The following is a 16,322-nucleotide window of genomic DNA, read 5'->3' as shown; positions in this document are numbered from 1 at the left end:
TTATTGATTATTTTCGGAACTTCTTGTTCCATTTATAAAAGACGTGCAGCACCGGGACAAGCGGAAACAGCCGCATACGCGAGAGGTGAAACAGAACATGCATGATGCGTTTCAAAAACGGCCGGCCGAGGCCGAAGAAGGTAGCCAGGCGGCGTCCAGCACGGCGGCCAGCCATGGCGACGAGGCGCGGGGCTTGCGCGTGCTGCGCCTGATCGAGCACCTGGCCAGCGCCAGCCAGCCCTTGACCCTGTCGCAACTGGCCGCGCGCATGCAGGTGCCCAAGGCCAGCATGATGCGCCTGCTCGATACCTTGGAGCAACATGGCTATGTGCTGCGCACGCCCGTGGGACGCGGCTACGTGCCGGGCGCCGCTTCCACCAACCTGGCGCTGGCGACCCTGCGCAACAATGCCCTGATCCGTGTGAGCCGCAGCATCCTGGGCAGCCTGGTGGCGGCCACGGGCGAGACGTGCAATCTGGCGATTCCCGAGGGGAATGCGATCGTGTATGTGGACCGCGTGGAAACGCAGGAACCGCTGCGCCTGCATCTGGTGCTGGGCACGCGCGCGCCCATGCATTGCACGGCGAGCGGAAAATTATTCCTGGCGCACATGAATTTGCTGGAGCGGCGCGAGTTGCTGGCCATGCTGACCCTGCAGGCGCGCACGCCGAAAAGCATCACGGACCCCGTGCTGCTCGAGCGCGAGATCGTGCGCATCGCCCGCCTGGGCATCGGCATCGACGACGAGGAATTCGTGCATGGCATGGTCGCCGTGGCCGTGCCCATCTGCGCGGCCGACGGGCGCATCGTGGCGGCCGTCGCCTGCCACGCGCCCGTGGCGCGCAAGTCCGTGGAGCAGCTGCTGCAGCACGTGCCGCAACTGAAGGACGCGGCCGTCAAGCTGCGGCCGCTGCTGCTTGCGGAAAACAGCTAGGGTTTCAAGACCTTTGCCACCTTCGCCGCGCGTAGGCGGAAGGCGTCCGGCATGCCAGAACCGAGCAGCGGGCGCAGATACAGTCGGAAAGCATCCGTCACGTCCGTGCCGCTGGCGCTGATGAATTCGTCTTCCATGGTGCGCGTCTTGCCCGCCACGTCCGTCAGGGGCAGCAACTCGTAATCGACGGAATAAAAACCCGTGCGCTTGATGGCGACGGAACCGTCGCGCTCGCCCCACATGGCGAATTGCACGGCCTTTTCACCCACTTCGCGGGCTTCGCGTTGATCTACATCAGAGACGCAGCCGATGAAGGAGCGCTGCAGATAGCCGAAGGTATCGCCGCGCACGCGCTTGATGCCCAGCTTCGCCTTGATCTCGTCGCACAGCAGGTCGGCCAGCGCGCCCGTGCCGGACAATTGCACGTTGCCGTGCGCATCGCGCTCGACCGCATTGCCCGCCTGTGTGGCCAGCAGGCTGGCGATCGGCTCGCCCGAGGCATCGTGGATGCCTTCCGAGACGGCAATCACGCAGCGGCCATGTTTTTCATACATGGCCTTCACGTCGGCGAGGAATTGATCCAGAGCAAAGACACGCTCGGGCAGGTAGATCAGGTGCGGGCCATCGTCGGGGAACTTCTTGCCCAGCGCCGAGGCGGCCGTCAAAAAGCCTGCGTGGCGGCCCATCACCACGCCCACGTAGACGCCGGGCAAGGCCGCGTTGTCCAGGTTGGCGCCCGCGAACGCTTGCGCGACGAAGCGCGCGGCCGAGGGAAAGCCGGGCGTGTGGTCGCTGCCCACCAGGTCGTTGTCGATGGTTTTCGGGATGTGGATGCAGCGCAGCGGATAACCGGCCTTGTGCGCTTCCTCGCTGACGATGCGCACCGTGTCGGACGAGTCATTGCCGCCGATGTAAAAGAAGTGTTCGATCTCGTGCGCGCGCAGCACTTCGAAGATTTGCTGGCAGTAGGCAATATCGGGCTTGTCGCGCGTGGAACCGAGGGCCGAGGATGGCGTGGCGGCCACCAGTTCCAGGTTGTGGCTGGTCTCCTGCGTCAGATCGACGAATTCTTCATTGATGATGCCGCGCACGCCGTGCAGCGCGCCATACACGCGCGTGACATGTTGAAAGCGCCGCGATTCGAGCACCACGCCCACCAGCGACTGGTTGATGACGGCGGTGGGGCCGCCCCCTTGGGCGACAAGAATTTTTCCAGACGGCATGGGATTTCCTCGTAAATGGAACGGCCCTCCAGCCTACTCCTTTTTTGCCGGAGCGCAGTTTTTTCCGATAGTTCTGTCGCGGAATTTCTCCATTTCATCCCTTGGCCTGGATGCGCTGTTATTCCGGCGCCCGGATATGCTCGACCAGTCCCGTGCTGCGACGTCCTGGTGCCGGCGTCAGCCAGCTGACCAGCACGGCGGCGGCCAGGCCGGCCGGCACGCCGAAGATGCCGGCGGAAATGGGCGCGATATGAAACCATTGACCGCTGGCATTACCGCCCAGCATGGTGCTCGTGTGCAGCATGTAATACAGGCACACGCCAAAGCCCGCCAGCATGCCGGCCAGCGCGCCCTGGTGGTTGGCGCGTTTCCAGAACACGCCCAGCACCAGCGGCGGAAACAGGGTCGAGGCGGCCAAGGAAAAGGCCACGCCCACGAGCGACAAAATGTCCGCCGGCTTTTGCGAGGCCGCATAGGCGGCGATGAAGGCTACGGCCAGCAGCAGCAATTTCGAGATCGTCACGCGCTTTTGCGTCGAGGCGGTGGGATCGACCACCTTGTAATAAATATCGTGTGACAGGGCGTTGGAGATGGCCAGCAGCAAGCCATCGGCCGTCGACAGGGCGGCAGCCAGGCCGCCGGCCGCCACCAGGCCGGAGATCACGTAGGGCAGGCCGGCGATCTCGGGCGTGGCCAGCACCAGCACGTCGGCATCGATGGAAATTTCCGCCAGTTGCACGATGCCGTCGCGGTTGACGTCGACGATGCTGATCAGGGGGCTGAGCTTGTCCACGTTGGCCCAGTAAGATACCCAGGTGGGCAGGTTCGTGTATTGCGTGCCCACCAGCGCCGAGTAAATATCGTACTTGACCAGCACGGCCAGTGCGGGAATCGTGAGGTAGATCAACAAGATGAAGAACAGGGTCCAGAAGACGGACACGCGCGTTTCGTGCACGGACGGCGTGGTGTAGGATCGCATCAGGATGTGGGGCAGGGCGGCCGTGCCCAGCATCATGCAGAACACGAGGGCCAGGAAATTGTTGCGCTTGATGTCGGATTGTTCCCGGTCGGCGGCGGGAAACGGCTGCGCGTGCGGAATGATCGGCTCGGCGCGTTTCTGGTTCTGCGCCTGCGCCGCCTGCCACAGCACGCGTGCCTCGTCCGGACTTTTCGGATAGGCGATCAGGTAACGCTCCGCGTTGCGGATGTCGAACAGCGAAGCATTGCGCTGGCGCAAACTATCGAGCTGGCGCTGGGCCGTCAGATGGCCTTGTTCCCAGGAAGCAGGCAAGCCGTCGATGCGCGCCTGGTAGCTTTGCGCGCGCTGGCGGAAGATGGCGCGCACTTCGTTTTCTTTCGGGTCCGTTTCCAGCACGTGTTCGCGCGCGCTCAGTTGCGGCAGCACCTTGCCGTAGGCGATCTGCGGCACGGGATTGTCCGCATGCTTGACCGACAGCCACATGGCGGGAATCAGAAAGGCGACGAGGATGATGATGTACTGCGCCACCTGCGTCCAGGTGATGGCGCGCATGCCGCCCAGAAAGGAGCAGACGAGGATGCTGGCCAGGCCCAGGAAGATGCCGACGGAAAAATCCACGCCCGTGAAGCGCGAGGCGATCAGTCCGACGGCATAGATCTGCGCCACCACATACGTAAACGAGACGATGATGGTGGCGGCCACGGCCACCACGCGCACGCTGGCGCCCCGTTTGTCGGTGCCGCTGCCGTAGCGGGCGGCGAGGAAATCGGGAATCGTGTACTGGCTGAACTTGCGCAGGTAGGGCGCGATCAATAGCGCCACCAGGCAATAGCCGCCCGTCCAGCCCATGATGAAAGCCAGGCCGTCGAAGCCGTTCAGGTACAGGCCGCCGGCCAGGCTGATGAAGCTGGCCGCCGAAATCCAGTCGGCGGCCGTGGCCATGCCGTTGAACATGGCCGGCACCCGGCGCCCCGCCACATAGTATTCGGTGACGTTCGAGGTGCGGCTGATGACGCCGATGGTGGCGTACAGGGTGATGGTGACGAGCATGAACAGGTAGCCGATCCACGCGCGCGGCATGCCTTCCTGTTCCAGTACCGACAGGGCCAGCAGGAAGGCGGCGAAACCGGCGGTAAACAGCAGGTAGTAGCGGCACAGGCGCGCAAAGAAGCTGCGTTGGCCGCTCATGCTTGCTCCTCGGCATGAAACGCCCGGTCGAGGCGCCGCATGCGCCAGGCATACAAGGCGATGATGGCCAGGTACACGAGCGAGGCGCCCTGGGCCGCCATATAAAAGGGCAGCGGCCAGCCGAACAGATTCAAATGTAACAGTTCGCGCGCATAGAACACGGTCAGGAAGCCCGTCAGTAGCCAGACCAGCAGCAGGATGGACGTCAGGCGCCGCGTCTTGCGCCAGTGCACATCGAGGCGCGCCTGCAGCTCGGGGCTGGGCGTGCGCGCCGGCCGCGCGGGGGGAGCGGGTGGGCTCGGCTTATCCATACGTGATGTCATCCTCTTCTGGCGCGTCCGGCAACAGCAGGGCGATGCTCAGACGCAGCAGGGTGCCCGGCAGCTTCGGCGACTGCGCGCGCGGATTGTTAAAAATATCGACTTCGGCGCCATGCTGCTGGGCAATTTCGCGCACGATGGCCAAGCCCAGGCCGCTGCCGTCGACATTGCTGCCGAGAATGCGGTAAAAGCGTTCGAAGACGTGCGCCCGCTCCGCTTGCGGTATGCCGGGGCCCGTATCTTCCACTTCCAGGATGGCCAGTTCCAGGGTGCTGCGCACGCGCACCGTGACGCTGCCGCCAGCCGGCGTGTAGCGCAAGGCATTGTCGATCAGGTTGCTCAGCAGCTCGCGCAGCATCATGGCATTGCCGGATATCAAGATCGAATACGCGGGCTGCTCGAAGCCCAGGTCGATATGCTGGGCAAACGAGGCTTGCACCCAATCCTGCACCACGCCGCGCGCCAGTTCGCTCAGCTCGATCGGTTCGAACGCTGTGCCCGCCTGCGGCTGGTTTTCCGCGCGCGCCAGGGCCAGCAACTGGTTGACCAGGCGCGTGGCCGCTTCCGAACTTTTCGCCAGTTGCAGCAGCGAGCGGTGGATTTCGTCGTGGTCGGTCTGGCGCAGGGCCAGCTCGGATTGCATGCGCATGCCGGCGAGCGGCGTTTTCATCTGGTGCGCGGCATCGGCGATGAAGCGCTTCTGCATGTCGATCGACAGTGACAGCCGCGCCAGCATCTCGTTGAGCGAACCGACCAGCGGCGTGATTTCCTCGGGCACCTGGCCCGATTCGATGGGCGATAAATCGTCGGGCGGCCGGGCGCGTATGCGCTCCTGCAATTGCGCCAGCGGCGACAGGCCGCGCGCCAGGGCAAACCAGACCAGGGCCAGGATCACGGGCAGGATGATGAACTGCGGCAAAATCACGCCCTTGATGATTTCATTGGCGAGCTGGGCGCGCTTTTCCAGGGTTTCCGCCACTTGCACCAGCGCGCGGCTGGGTTCATCGTCGTTGCCGGAAGGAATGTCGAGATAGCTGAACGCCACGCGCACGGGCGTGCCGTGGATTGTGTCGTTGCGAAACAGCACCATGCCGCTGCGGTATTTGTCGGGGTCTTGCGGCGGCGGCAGATCGCGGTCGCCGTTCAGGTATTCGCCGCGCGGGCCCACCACCAGGTAATACAGGGTGTCGACATCGTCGCCGCGCAGGAAGTCGCGGCCCTTGCCATTTTTGTCCGGCACGTGGCGCAGCATCGCGCCATCGGCTTGCTTGACCTGTTGCGTCAGCACCGTCACGCTGTCTTCCAGCGCATGGTCGAACGGTTGATTGGCGATGCTCTTGGCCACCAGATAGGTGATGGCGATGCTCATCGGCCACAGCAGCAGCAAGGGCGCCAGCATCCAGTCGAGGATTTCGCCGAACAGCGAATGCTCGATGGTGTCATCCTGCTCCGTGGTGGGCGGCTCGAACCAGTCGTCGTCGTCCGCCTCGTCCGCTGGCGCCTCGCGCGCCTTCACTTGCTGGCGGGTCCGCTGGCCGGGCTTGCCGACTCGCCCGCTTCGGCGTTCAGGCGCGCCGCTTCCGAGTATTTTTCCAGGCAATAGCCGAGGCCGCGCACGGTGGCGATGCGCACGCCGCCCACCTCGATCTTCTTGCGCAGGCGGTGGACATACACTTCGATGGCGTTGTTCGACACTTCCTCGCCCCATTCGCACAGGTGGTCGACCAGTTGCTCTTTTGAAACGAGGCGGCCCGTGCGGCCCAGCAGGATTTCCAGCAAGCCCAGTTCGCGCGCCGACAGGTCCAGCATCTGGTCGTTGATGTAGGCGCTGCGCCCCACCTGGTCGTAGCTGAGGGGGCCGTGCTTGATGATGGTGGCGCCGCCGCCAGCGCCGCGGCGCGTCAGGGCGCGCACTCTTGCCTCCAGTTCCGACAAGGCGAACGGCTTGGCCATATAATCATCGGCACCGAGGTCGAGGCCATTCACGCGTTGCTCGATGGAATCGGCGGCCGTCAGGATCAGCACGGGCAGCAGCGAGGCGCGCGCGCGCAGGCGGCGCAGCACTTCCAGGCCGGACATCTTGGGTAAGCCCAGGTCGAGGATCAGCAAGTCGAATTCCTGGGTGGACAGGGCCGTATCGGCCTCTTGCCCGGTCTTGACGTAGTCGATCGCATAACCGGACTGGCGCAGCGAGCGGGTCAGGCCATCGGCCAGCACGCTGTCATCTTCGGCAAGTAAAATACGCATGGTGCACTTCCTATGCTTGCGACGGTAGAAGCTTGTATTGTGTTTCATTTTCCGCAAGGTGGCGAATTTTTGTGAAAAACAGGGTTGTATTGATCTGTTTCAAAACAAATCCACGTTCCGCTTGCATTGATCACTGTTTTTTTATACAGTACTGTCTGTGTAAAGAATTTAACCCACTGGCGCTATCGCAGGCCGACCGATTCACGTGAATCGTCGACTGTAGAACGGCTGAAAGAACATATGGACGATAAAAAAGCTGTAGTACCCGCATCGGAAAAAGCCAAGGCGCTCGCCGCCGCACTGGCGCAGATCGAGAAGCAGTTTGGCAAAGGTTCGGTCATGCGCATGGATGCCAGCGCACCGATCGAAGAAGTGCAAGTCGTGTCGACCGGTTCGCTCGGCCTCGATATCGCGCTGGGCGTGGGCGGTTTGCCGCGCGGCCGCGTGGTGGAAATCTACGGTCCGGAATCGTCGGGTAAAACCACCCTGACCCTGCAAACCATTGCTGAAATGCAAAAACTGGGCGGCACCTGCGCCTTTATCGATGCCGAGCACGCGCTCGACGTCGGTTACGCGCAAAAGCTGGGCGTGAACCTGCATGAATTGCTGATCTCGCAACCGGATACGGGCGAGCAGGCGCTGGAAATCTGCGACGCCCTCGTGCGTTCGGGCAGCGTCGACCTCGTCGTCATCGACTCCGTGGCCGCACTGACGCCACGCGCCGAGATCGAAGGCGACATGGGTGATTCCCTGCCAGGCTTGCAAGCCCGTTTGATGTCGCAAGCCCTGCGCAAGCTGACCGGCTCCATCAACCGCACGAATACCCTGGTCATCTTCATCAACCAGATCCGCATGAAGATCGGCGTGATGTTCGGCAGCCCGGAAACGACCACCGGCGGCAATGCGCTGAAATTCTACGCTTCCGTACGCCTGGATATCCGCCGTACCGGCTCGATCAAGTCCGGCGATGAAGTGATCGGCAACGAAACCAAGGTCAAGGTCGTCAAGAATAAGATCGCGCCACCGTTCAAGGAAGCGCACTTCGACATCCTGTACGGCGCCGGCACCTCGCGCGAAGGCGAAATCCTGGACCTGGGCTCGGATGCCAAGATCGTGGAAAAATCCGGTTCGTGGTACAGCTACAACGGCGAACGCATCGGCCAGGGCAAGGACAACGCCCGCGCCTTCCTGCAAGAGCGTCCGGCGCTGGCCCGCGAGATTGAAAACAAGGTCCGTGCTTCTCTGGGCGTGCGCGAACTGCCGCCGCTGGCTGCTGAAAAGCCGGAAAAAGCGGATAAAGCTGCCGACAAGGCTGCCAAGGCTGCGGAAGCCAAGGCCGCCGAGTAAGCGACAGTGGCGGGGCCAGCCTGGCCCGCCGGCGGCAGCTTGCCGCATAAAAAAGTTCTACAATGATTGCCGCCCTGCGCCTGTGCGCCTGGCGGCAATTGTGTTTTCAGTCCGGTGTGGTAAAGATGGGATATGGGTATGGCAGCGGTACAACTAAGCCTGAAGGGCAGGGCGCTACGCTTTCTGTCGATGCGTGAACACAGCCGCATGGAATTGCGGCGCAAGCTGCAGCGCCATGCGCAGGAGGGCGACGATGTGGAAGCCTTGCTCGACAGTCTGGAGCAAGCCAACTGGCTGTCGCAGGAGCGTTTTTCCGAGTCGCTGATCCATCGCCGCTCGGCCCGCTTTGGCAATAGCCGCATCATGGCGGAATTGCAAAGCCATGGCATTGGGGGCGAGGCGCTGCAGGAACTCAAGGCGGGCCTGGCCGAAGGGGAAGTGGCGCGCGCCTGCGAAGTGTGGCGCCGCAAATTTGGTGCAGTGGCGCAGGATGCCGAGCAGCGCAACAAGCAGATGCGCTTCCTGATGCAGCGCGGCTTTTCGCAGCGCGCCGTGCAAGCGGCCTTGAAGGGGCGGGAGCCCGAGGACGACTAGGTGGCTGGCGCGCTTCTGCGAGCTTTCGCGCCGTGCCGGCCGGCCCACCCTGGCCGCGCTGTGTTCCATCTACAACAGTCCGCACGATGCCCTGCTTGCGTGCGCGGGCCAGTCGGCCTTGCTGTTTTTCCATGTTTTCTTTGCAGGATTCTGCTTCTGTCATCGCCCTGTCAATTCAGCGGCGTATTGTTGCGCTGCACGTCGTGAGCGCTGCCTGCGCAGTGCGATCTCGGCGCGGTGGCGGCAACTGGATGCGGTTCGCGGCCCCAGGTGCGCATATCTATCATCACTGAATGTGATAACAGCGTAAATTTCCATGTGCTTTCTTTATACTTTGAAATGTTTTTATCGAAGCAATGAAAAATTATGTTGCGGCGCAACCAGCGCCCAGTGTGCTACACTTTTAGGGTTTTTGCGGCGCCGCAGGTGCGGTTGCTGTTCGTAGAAGCTGCGAACAGAGTGCTTTAGGCACATGGCTGCTTACTAAATTATGGCCGCGCAAGCGGCATCGGTCTTATGCCCCTGTCAACTCCCGTATCCCGGCGCGCCCTCCGGCACTCCCGCGTTATCGACGTCCAAGCGTATGTGCGCGACGACGGCCTGTGGGATATTGACGCCCGTATCACCGATATCAAAAGCTATGACGCGACCCTGGCCTCCGGCCCCCGTCCCGCCGGCTCCCCCCTGCATGACCTCCACTTACGCATTACCGTCGATCGCGAACTGACCATCGTCGAGGCCGAAGCCGCCTCCGATGCCGTGCCCTATCCCGGTTTTTGCGATACCATCGGCCCCGCTTACAGAGCGCTGATCGGTCTGAATTTATTGAAGAATTTCCGCCGCGACTTGAAACAGCGCCTGGCGGGAATCGCCGGCTGTACCCATTTGACCGAACTGGCGCAAGTCTTGCCGACTGCGACGGTTCAGGCATTTGCCGGCGATGTCTGGTCGACCCGTGACGGTGCGAATGCTGACTTGTCGCATGAAAAGCCGTTTCAACTCGACAAATGCCACGCCCTGCGCACCGATGGCGGGGCGGTTGCACAGTATTACCCGCGCTGGGTAGCCAAAGCGTGACCCCGGCGCTCTGTTTTTCCTGTTTTTTTTGCACCACTAACCGTATTTTTACACATCAGTATCAGAAGGGAAGCCAGCATGAAAATCCATGAGTATCAAGCCAAAGAAATCCTCCGGCAATTCGGAGTGACGGTACCACGCGGTATTCCGTGCATGTCCGTCGAAGAAGCCGTCAAGGCTGCGGAAACCCTGGGCGGCCCGGTGTGGGTTGTCAAGGCGCAGATCCACGCAGGTGGCCGCGGCAAGGGCGGCGGCGTGAAAGTGGCAAAATCGATGGAACAGGTCAAGGAATACGCTGACCAGATCATGGGCATGCAGCTGATCACGCATCAGACCAGCGCCGAAGGCCAGAAAGTCAACCGCCTGCTGGTGGAAGAAGGCGCCGACATCAAGCAAGAACTGTACGTTTCGCTGGTCACCGACCGCGTCACCCAGAAAATCGTCCTGATGGCGTCGTCCGAAGGCGGCATGGACATCGAAGAAGTGGCCGAGAGCCACCCAGAGAAGATCCACCACGTCACCATCGAGCCAAGCGTTGGCCTGACCGATGCCCAGGCAGACGACATCGCGACCAAAATCGGCGTGCCTGCCGGTTCCATCGTCGACGCCCGCGTCAACCTGCAAGGCCTGTACAAAGCATACTGGGAAACCGATTGCTCGCTGGCCGAAATCAATCCGCTGATCGTCACCGGCAGCGGCAAAGTCATCGCCCTGGACGCCAAGTTCAACTTTGACCCGAACGCCCTGTTCCGTCATCCGGAAATCATCGCCCTGCGCGACTTGGACGAAGAAGATCCAGCTGAAATCGAAGCGTCGAAATTCGACCTGGCCTACATCTCGCTCGACGGCAACATCGGTTGCCTGGTGAACGGCGCCGGCCTGGCCATGGCCACCATGGACACGATCAAACTGTTCGGCGGCGAGCCAGCCAACTTCCTGGACGTCGGCGGCGGCGCCACGGCAGAAAAAGTGACCGAAGCGTTCAAGATCATGCTGAAAAACCCAGGCCTGAAAGCCATCCTGGTGAACATTTTCGGCGGCATCATGCGTTGCGACGTGATCGCCGAAGGCGTTATCGCCGCGGTGAAAGCCGTTTCGCTGAACGTGCCACTGGTCGTGCGCATGAAGGGCACCAATGAAGATCTGGGCAAGAAGATGCTGGCCGATTCCGGTCTGCCTATCATCGCAGCCGACACCATGGAAGATGCAGCCAAGAGCGTCGTTGCCGCTGCTGCCGGTCAAGCTTAATTAAGGAATCAACATGTCCATTCTGATCAATAAAGATACCAAAGTCGTTACCCAAGGGATCACCGGCAAGACCGGCCAGTTCCACACCCGCGGTTGCCGCGACTACGCGAACGGCAAAGCTGCCTTCGTGGCAGGCGTGAACCCGAAGAAAGCCGGCGAAGATTTCGAAGGCATTCCTATTTTCGCTAACGTTACCGAAGCGAAAAAAGAAACCGGCGCCAACGTTTCCGTCATCTACGTGCCGCCAGCAGGCGCGGCAGCGGCGATCTGGGAAGCTGTCGAAGCTGAAATGGATCTGGCCATTTGCATCACCGAAGGCATTCCTGTCCGCGACATGATGGCCCTGAAGGACCGCATGGCCAAAGCCAACAGCAAAACCCTGCTGCTGGGCCCTAACTGCCCAGGCTTGATCACGCCAGACGAAATCAAGATCGGCATCATGCCAGGTCACATCCACAAGAAGGGCCGTATCGGCGTGGTTTCGCGTTCGGGCACCCTGACCTATGAAGCAGTGGGTCAGCTGACCGCACTGGGCCTGGGCCAATCGTCGGCAGTCGGCATCGGCGGCGACCCGATCAACGGTCTGAAGCACATCGACATCATGAAGATGTTCAATGACGATCCAGATACCGACGCGGTCATCATGATCGGCGAAATCGGTGGTCCGGACGAAGCCAACGCGGCTTATTGGATCAAAGACAACATGAAAAAACCAGTCGTTGGCTTCATCGCCGGCGTAACGGCTCCTCCAGGCAAGCGCATGGGTCACGCCGGCGCGCTGATCTCGGGCGGTGCCGATACGGCACAAGCCAAGCTGGAAATCATGGAAGCTTGCGGCATCACCGTCACCAAAAACCCGTCGGAAATGGCGCGTCTGCTGAAAGCCATGCTGTAATTCCAGCTCGGTCACCGCAGTACAAAAAAGGAGCTTAGGCTCCTTTTTTTTGTCCGCAAGACAGGCCGCATCCCGGCCCTGGACGACGGCGCTGGTCCGAACCGGCCCAAATGTGTCGCTTTTCTTTCCATGTGCACCGCCGCTGCCCGGGCGCGCCGCTGGCATGGCGCTTGCACCATGCACGGTGTGAGCAATGCACAATGGGAGGATACGATGCGCGCGCAAAGCGGATTTACCCTGATAGAACTGATGATCGTGGTGGCCATCGCCGGCATACTGGCGGCCGTGGCCATCCCCCAGTATGGCGACTACACGATGCGGGCCAAGGTCAGCAATGTGCTGGCGGCTGCCGCCCCGTTGAAAACGGCCGTGGCCCTGTGCGTGCAGGAAAACGGCGGGCTGGCCACCGCCTGCAGCACGCCCACCCAGGCCGTGCCCAGCGCCATCCCCGTGTTCAGTGCCACGCGCGAAGTGGCCAGCGCCACAGTGGACAAGGGCGATATCGTGCTGACCCTGGCGGCCGACCTGGGCACCGGTATCGGTGGACAAACCGTGACGATGACCATGAAGCCTGGGACGAGCAGCCTGACCTGGTTCAATAGCACCACCGTGACGAATGCGGCAGCGAAGGAAGCGATTACCAAAAACAACATTCCCGACGTGACGCCGACCCTGTAAGCAAGGCTTGCCGGCAGGGTGTCAGACGATTTTTTGCCGGTCCGCGATCAGCGCTTCATAGGTGAGGTTTTGCAGCAAGGTGTAGTGGGTCGGTTCCAGGTCGATGAATTGCACGCCATACGTATAGATTTCCGCCACCTCGGCGGCGTGGCCATTCGACGGCTTGCCCACGCTGACGTTCTGGATGCGCGCGCGCGTGTTGACGCGCATCTGATGCTTGTTCGGCTGCACCAGCAGGGTAAAGCTGAGGGCCACGCCGTCGTCGTCCGGCGTGAGCATGCTGGGCGCCTCGATCAGCGCGCCCGAAACGCTGAGGTTGACGATGAACACGGGCACGGCCGCCACATCGCGGTAGCTGAGCTGCGCCGGGATGTCCACTTTGACGCGCATCGCCGTGCGCAGGCTGGTGCCCTGGATGGCGTCGGGAAAGCTCAGGTGGACATAATTGAGCGGACGGCCAAAGATGCGCAGCACGCTGCAGGAAAATGAACACACGGTGACGCCGGAAAACACGCGGATGGTCAGCTTGTCGCCCTCGTTGAGCATGATGGCGGCGCCGTTTTCCATGGGAATCTTGACGATCAGGTACTCGTCTTTCACATAGCCGATCAGGGTCGAGAAATGCTGGATGGGTTTGATGGTGCGGTGCGTGATGAACTGGATGCGTCCACCCACCTGCAGATTCATGGCTTCGAATTCGAAGTCCTGGAGCTTGGTTTCTGCGGTGGGCTTGTTGCTAGTCATGCGATGCTCATCTGGATATGGACGACTCGCAGTATGCATGATTTCTTGATGAAAAAGCATTTATATCAATGAAATTCATATTGGCATCGAAAAATGCCATGCACGCGTGGCGGTGCAGGACTCAGGCTTTACAATTGCATCAATATTGACGAATGTAAATCTTATGCCGCGAAGCTACTTCTGGACCATGTTGTTCTTGATCTTGCATCAAATCGACGCTGCCTACTGGAAAGAGTGGGAGATGTTTCATGTGCCGGGCGGCGTGCAGGGTTTTCTGGTGTTTAACCTGGCGGCGATTGCCCTGGTGCTGGCCGGTTACCGGCACGTGCTGCTGGCCACCCCGCAGGCGACCCTGTATGCGGGCATCTGCGCCGCGCTGGGCGTGGGAACGTGTTTGATCCACGCCGGCTTCGTGCTGGCAGGGCAGGAACAGTTCCACTTGCCCCTGTCCGTGGCCATTATCGTGCTGTGCCTGGCATGCGCCGTGTGGCTGTTGCGCGATTTGCGCCGCGTCAAGGTGACGCGGCCAGTGCCCGCCTGAAGCGGTGGCGTCTTACACCTCGGCGTGCCAGTCGCCCGATTTGCCGCCATGCTTTTCCAGCACGCGCACGTTCGTCATGACCATGCCCCGGTCGACGGCCTTGCACATGTCGTAGATCGTCAGCAAGCCGATCTGCACGGAAGTGAGTGCTTCCATTTCCACGCCCGTCTTGCCCGTCGTGTCGACCTGGGCGCGGCAGTGCACGCTGTTGGCCGCCTCGTCCACTTCAAAATCGACGGTGACGCGCGTGAGGGCCAGCGGGTGGCACAGGGGAATCAGGTCGCTGGTGCGCTTGGCGCCCATGATGGCGGCGATGCGGGCGATGCCCAGTACGTCGCCCTTCTTGGCGTTGCCCGAAATAATCAATGCCAAGGTGGCGGGCTGCATGCGGATGGTGCCGGCGGCCACGGCGCTGCGGCGCGTGTCTTCCTTGCTGCCCACGTCGACCATATGGGCCTGGCCCGTGGCGTCGAAATGGGTCAGTTCCCCGGCGGGGGCTTGCTTGTCTGCTGTTGTCATGGCGTCAAAATAGGTGAGGAGTGGGGGAGCGGCAGGCCTGGCCACGACGTCATGCCACTGGCATGGCGCATGCTTGTTGCGTGGGAATGGGCGCCGCGAACAAGGTATGATAGCACCCGTGAATTCAAAAACTCTTCTTCCGATCGTCCTTGAAAACGCCGGCGCGGCATGGCTGCGCAGCTCCCGGCGCGCGTCGGTGCTGGCTGCATTGTGGCTGGCGGCACCCTGTGCGCTGGCGCAAACCTATACCTCCGCGCCTGCGTCGCCGGCTGCCAGCGTGGTGGCCAAGCCGGCCGGCAGCTGGACGCCGCTGGCCGTGCCGCCGGCGCCGAATTTGCCGAACCTGGGCGATACGTCGCGCGAAGACCTGTCGCCGGCGATGGAGCGCAAGATTGGCGAGGAAATCATGCGCGGCATCCGCGGCGACCGAGACTACCTCGACGATGCGCCCTTGCTGGAATACCTGAATACCTTCGGCAACGCCCTCGTTGCGGCGCGTCCCAGCGTGCGGGGCGAAACGAATTACGACTATTTTTTCTTTGCCGTGCGCGATCCCCAGTTGAACGCGTTTGCCTTGCCGGGCGGCTTCATCGGCGTGCACTCGGCCCTGGTGCTGGCGGCGCAAACGGAGGCGGAACTGGCTTCCGTGCTGTCGCACGAGATCGGCCACGTGGCGCAGCGCCATATCGCGCGCATGCTGGGCCAGCAGCGCCAGGATGCCCTGATGCCGCTGGCCGCCATGTTGCTGGCGGCGCTCGCTTCGCGCGCGGGCGGCGACGTGGCCATGGGCGTGTTTGCCGCCGGCCAGGGCCTGGCCATCCAGCGCCAGCTCAATTTCGGCCGCGACGCCGAACGCGAGGCGGACCGCATCGGTTTCCAGATCATGGGCGAAGCCGGTTTCGACACCACCGGCATGGTGGCCTTCTTCGGCCGCATGCAGGCGGCCAGCCGTTCGTACAGCGACCTGATGCCCGCCTATCTGCAGACCCACCCGCTGACGACCGAACGCATCGCCGACATCCAGGCGCGCATTCGCGAGCAGCCGTACAAGCAGCGTGCCGACAGCCTGAGTTTCCACCTGGCCCGGGCCCGCGCCCGCGTGCTGCAGGATGAGAGCGTGCAAGGCTTGTTGAATGCCAAGGCTCTCTTCAAGACGCAGCTGGAACAGCAAAGCCGTTTCCAGGTGACGGCCGCCCATTACGGCCTGTCCTTTGTTGCCGTCAAGCAGGGCAAGCCTGTGGAAGCGCAAAAGGAACTCGATGCAGCCAATGCGGCCCTATACCAGCCGGCCGCGCCGAATGTGTTGACGTCGGGCGGCACGCAGGGCCCTAATTCGCTACTGGCGGCGATGGGGCTGGAAGTGCTGTTGATGCCGGCGCAAAAGAAGGAAGTGGCGCAGCAGGCCCTGAAGGCGGCGGACGCTGCGCGCCAGCAGTTTCCCCTGTCGCGCGGCATTGCCCACCAGTATGCGGAAGCGCTGATGGCTGCCGGCAAGCTGGAGCAATCCACCCTGTATTTGCGCGAGCAGGTGCAGCTCTACAAGGAAGAGCCGGAACTGTATGATTTACTGGCGAAAGCCTATGCGGACCAGGGCAAGATGACCTTGCAGCACATGGCGCTGGCCGAATCCTACGTGCTGCAGGGCGCCACCATGGCCGCGCTGGACCAGCTAACGATTGCCCGCAAATCGACGGACGCGACTTTTTATGACCAGGCCGTGATCGATGCGCGCGAGCGCGAGTTGCAGGAAAAACGCCGCGAACAGATCAAGGACCAGAAGGGTTAGCG

General features: G+C 61.9%; 16 protein-coding genes. 9 read left to right on the top strand and 7 right to left on the bottom strand.

Annotation, left to right across the window (positions count from 1 at the left end):
- The first annotated feature begins 97 nt into the window (after positions 1-97).
- Positions 98-934, top strand: coding sequence for an IclR family transcriptional regulator (locus O0879_RS16855; protein WP_289912929.1), 837 nt, complete (start codon positions 98-100; stop codon positions 932-934).
- Here the strand turns inward: O0879_RS16855 and O0879_RS16850 are convergent.
- The 5 genes from O0879_RS16850 to O0879_RS16830 form a co-directional block, all read right to left on the bottom strand.
- On the bottom strand, positions 931-2,157 hold the full coding sequence (locus O0879_RS16850; protein ID WP_289917595.1) for a 6-phosphofructokinase: 1,227 nt from the start codon (positions 2,155-2,157) through the stop codon (positions 931-933). The genes O0879_RS16855 and O0879_RS16850 overlap by 4 nt on opposite strands.
- A gap of 118 nt (positions 2,158-2,275) precedes the next feature.
- Positions 2,276-4,324, bottom strand: a complete 2,049-nt coding sequence (locus tag O0879_RS16845) for a sodium:solute symporter family protein (RefSeq protein WP_099666353.1) — start codon at positions 4,322-4,324, stop codon at positions 2,276-2,278.
- Entirely contained in the window at positions 4,321-4,635 is a 315-nt protein-coding gene (locus tag O0879_RS16840; RefSeq protein WP_289917591.1) for a DUF4212 domain-containing protein, read from the bottom strand. Before O0879_RS16840 ends, O0879_RS16845 begins: the two co-directional genes overlap by 4 nt.
- Entirely contained in the window at positions 4,628-6,160 is a 1,533-nt protein-coding gene (locus O0879_RS16835; RefSeq protein ID WP_289917589.1) for a sensor histidine kinase, read from the bottom strand. The genes O0879_RS16840 and O0879_RS16835 overlap by 8 nt, the downstream gene beginning before the upstream one ends.
- Positions 6,157-6,891 carry a response regulator transcription factor gene (locus O0879_RS16830; protein ID WP_034746066.1) on the bottom strand — a complete coding sequence of 245 codons (735 nt, stop codon included), beginning with the start codon at positions 6,889-6,891 and terminating at the stop codon, positions 6,157-6,159. Before O0879_RS16830 ends, O0879_RS16835 begins: the two co-directional genes overlap by 4 nt.
- 240 nt (positions 6,892-7,131) lie before the next feature.
- Here O0879_RS16830 and recA point away from each other — a divergent pair, with 240 nt between their 5' ends.
- From recA to O0879_RS16800, 6 genes are all read left to right on the top strand, one after another.
- A complete protein-coding gene (gene recA, locus O0879_RS16825; RefSeq protein ID WP_071321836.1) occupies positions 7,132-8,238 on the top strand; it encodes a recombinase RecA in 1,107 nt (368 codons plus the stop codon).
- 138 nt (positions 8,239-8,376) lie between these two features.
- Positions 8,377-8,832: a recombination regulator RecX gene (gene recX / locus O0879_RS16820; protein WP_289900142.1), complete on the top strand. Its 456-nt coding sequence runs from the start codon at positions 8,377-8,379 to the stop codon at positions 8,830-8,832.
- 516 nt (positions 8,833-9,348) lie between these two features.
- Entirely contained in the window at positions 9,349-9,909 is a 561-nt protein-coding gene (locus tag O0879_RS16815) for a DUF2889 domain-containing protein (RefSeq protein WP_077408684.1), read from the top strand.
- A gap of 78 nt (positions 9,910-9,987) precedes the next feature.
- Positions 9,988-11,157, top strand: a complete 1,170-nt coding sequence (gene sucC, locus O0879_RS16810) for an ADP-forming succinate--CoA ligase subunit beta (RefSeq protein WP_034788653.1) — start codon at positions 9,988-9,990, stop codon at positions 11,155-11,157.
- Between the two features lie 13 nt (positions 11,158-11,170).
- A complete protein-coding gene (gene sucD / locus O0879_RS16805) occupies positions 11,171-12,052 on the top strand; it encodes a succinate--CoA ligase subunit alpha (protein WP_034746085.1) in 882 nt (293 codons plus the stop codon).
- A 213-nt stretch (positions 12,053-12,265) separates the two neighbouring features.
- Positions 12,266-12,730 carry a pilin gene (locus O0879_RS16800; RefSeq protein ID WP_092608610.1) on the top strand — a complete coding sequence of 155 codons (465 nt, stop codon included), beginning with the start codon at positions 12,266-12,268 and terminating at the stop codon, positions 12,728-12,730.
- Between the two features lie 21 nt (positions 12,731-12,751).
- Here O0879_RS16800 and O0879_RS16795 read toward each other — a convergent pair whose 3' ends face one another.
- The gene (locus O0879_RS16795) at positions 12,752-13,474 is read right to left on the bottom strand and encodes a flagellar brake protein (protein WP_289912938.1); all 723 of its coding nucleotides are present in this window, start codon (positions 13,472-13,474) and stop codon (positions 12,752-12,754) included.
- Between the two features lie 163 nt (positions 13,475-13,637).
- On the opposite strand from O0879_RS16795, the gene O0879_RS16790 reads away from it, so the two are divergent.
- On the top strand, positions 13,638-14,015 hold the full coding sequence (locus O0879_RS16790) for a DUF6713 family protein (RefSeq protein WP_354670189.1): 378 nt from the start codon (positions 13,638-13,640) through the stop codon (positions 14,013-14,015).
- A gap of 12 nt (positions 14,016-14,027) precedes the next feature.
- On the opposite strand, the gene moaC is transcribed toward O0879_RS16790, so the two are convergent.
- On the bottom strand, positions 14,028-14,534 hold the full coding sequence (moaC, locus tag O0879_RS16785; RefSeq protein WP_034746095.1) for a cyclic pyranopterin monophosphate synthase MoaC: 507 nt from the start codon (positions 14,532-14,534) through the stop codon (positions 14,028-14,030).
- A 196-nt stretch (positions 14,535-14,730) separates the two neighbouring features.
- Between moaC and O0879_RS16780 the strand changes: the two genes are divergently transcribed.
- Positions 14,731-16,320: a M48 family metalloprotease gene (locus O0879_RS16780; protein ID WP_289917582.1), complete on the top strand. Its 1,590-nt coding sequence runs from the start codon at positions 14,731-14,733 to the stop codon at positions 16,318-16,320.
- The last annotated feature ends 2 nt before the right edge of the window (positions 16,321-16,322 follow it).

The organism is Janthinobacterium sp. SUN120 (assembly GCF_030397735.1).
Taxonomy (GTDB): Bacteria; Pseudomonadota; Gammaproteobacteria; order Burkholderiales; family Burkholderiaceae_D; genus Janthinobacterium; species Janthinobacterium kumbetense.
This window is presented reverse-complemented; position numbering and strand designations above follow the sequence as displayed.

Excerpts from the sequence above, each read along its gene's own strand:
- O0879_RS16815 (WP_077408684.1), top strand. The coding sequence starts at position 9,349 with ATGCCCCTGTCAACTCCCGTATCCCGGCGCGCCCTCCGGCACTCCCGC.
- O0879_RS16795 (WP_289912938.1), bottom strand. The coding sequence starts at position 13,474 with ATGACTAGCAACAAGCCCACCGCAGAAACCAAGCTCCAGGACTTCGAA.
- sucC (WP_034788653.1), top strand. The coding sequence starts at position 9,988 with ATGAAAATCCATGAGTATCAAGCCAAAGAAATCCTCCGGCAATTCGGA.
- O0879_RS16850 (WP_289917595.1), bottom strand. The coding sequence starts at position 2,157 with ATGCCGTCTGGAAAAATTCTTGTCGCCCAAGGGGGCGGCCCCACCGCC.
- O0879_RS16800 (WP_092608610.1), top strand. The coding sequence starts at position 12,266 with ATGCGCGCGCAAAGCGGATTTACCCTGATAGAACTGATGATCGTGGTG.
- sucD (WP_034746085.1), top strand. The coding sequence starts at position 11,171 with ATGTCCATTCTGATCAATAAAGATACCAAAGTCGTTACCCAAGGGATC.
- O0879_RS16840 (WP_289917591.1), bottom strand. The coding sequence starts at position 4,635 with ATGGATAAGCCGAGCCCACCCGCTCCCCCCGCGCGGCCGGCGCGCACG.
- recX (WP_289900142.1), top strand. The coding sequence starts at position 8,377 with ATGGCAGCGGTACAACTAAGCCTGAAGGGCAGGGCGCTACGCTTTCTG.
- O0879_RS16855 (WP_289912929.1), top strand. The coding sequence starts at position 98 with ATGCATGATGCGTTTCAAAAACGGCCGGCCGAGGCCGAAGAAGGTAGC.
- O0879_RS16830 (WP_034746066.1), bottom strand. The coding sequence starts at position 6,891 with ATGCGTATTTTACTTGCCGAAGATGACAGCGTGCTGGCCGATGGCCTG.
- moaC (WP_034746095.1), bottom strand. The coding sequence starts at position 14,534 with ATGACAACAGCAGACAAGCAAGCCCCCGCCGGGGAACTGACCCATTTC.
- recA (WP_071321836.1), top strand. The coding sequence starts at position 7,132 with ATGGACGATAAAAAAGCTGTAGTACCCGCATCGGAAAAAGCCAAGGCG.
- O0879_RS16845 (WP_099666353.1), bottom strand. The coding sequence starts at position 4,324 with ATGAGCGGCCAACGCAGCTTCTTTGCGCGCCTGTGCCGCTACTACCTG.
- O0879_RS16790 (WP_354670189.1), top strand. The coding sequence starts at position 13,638 with ATGCCGCGAAGCTACTTCTGGACCATGTTGTTCTTGATCTTGCATCAA.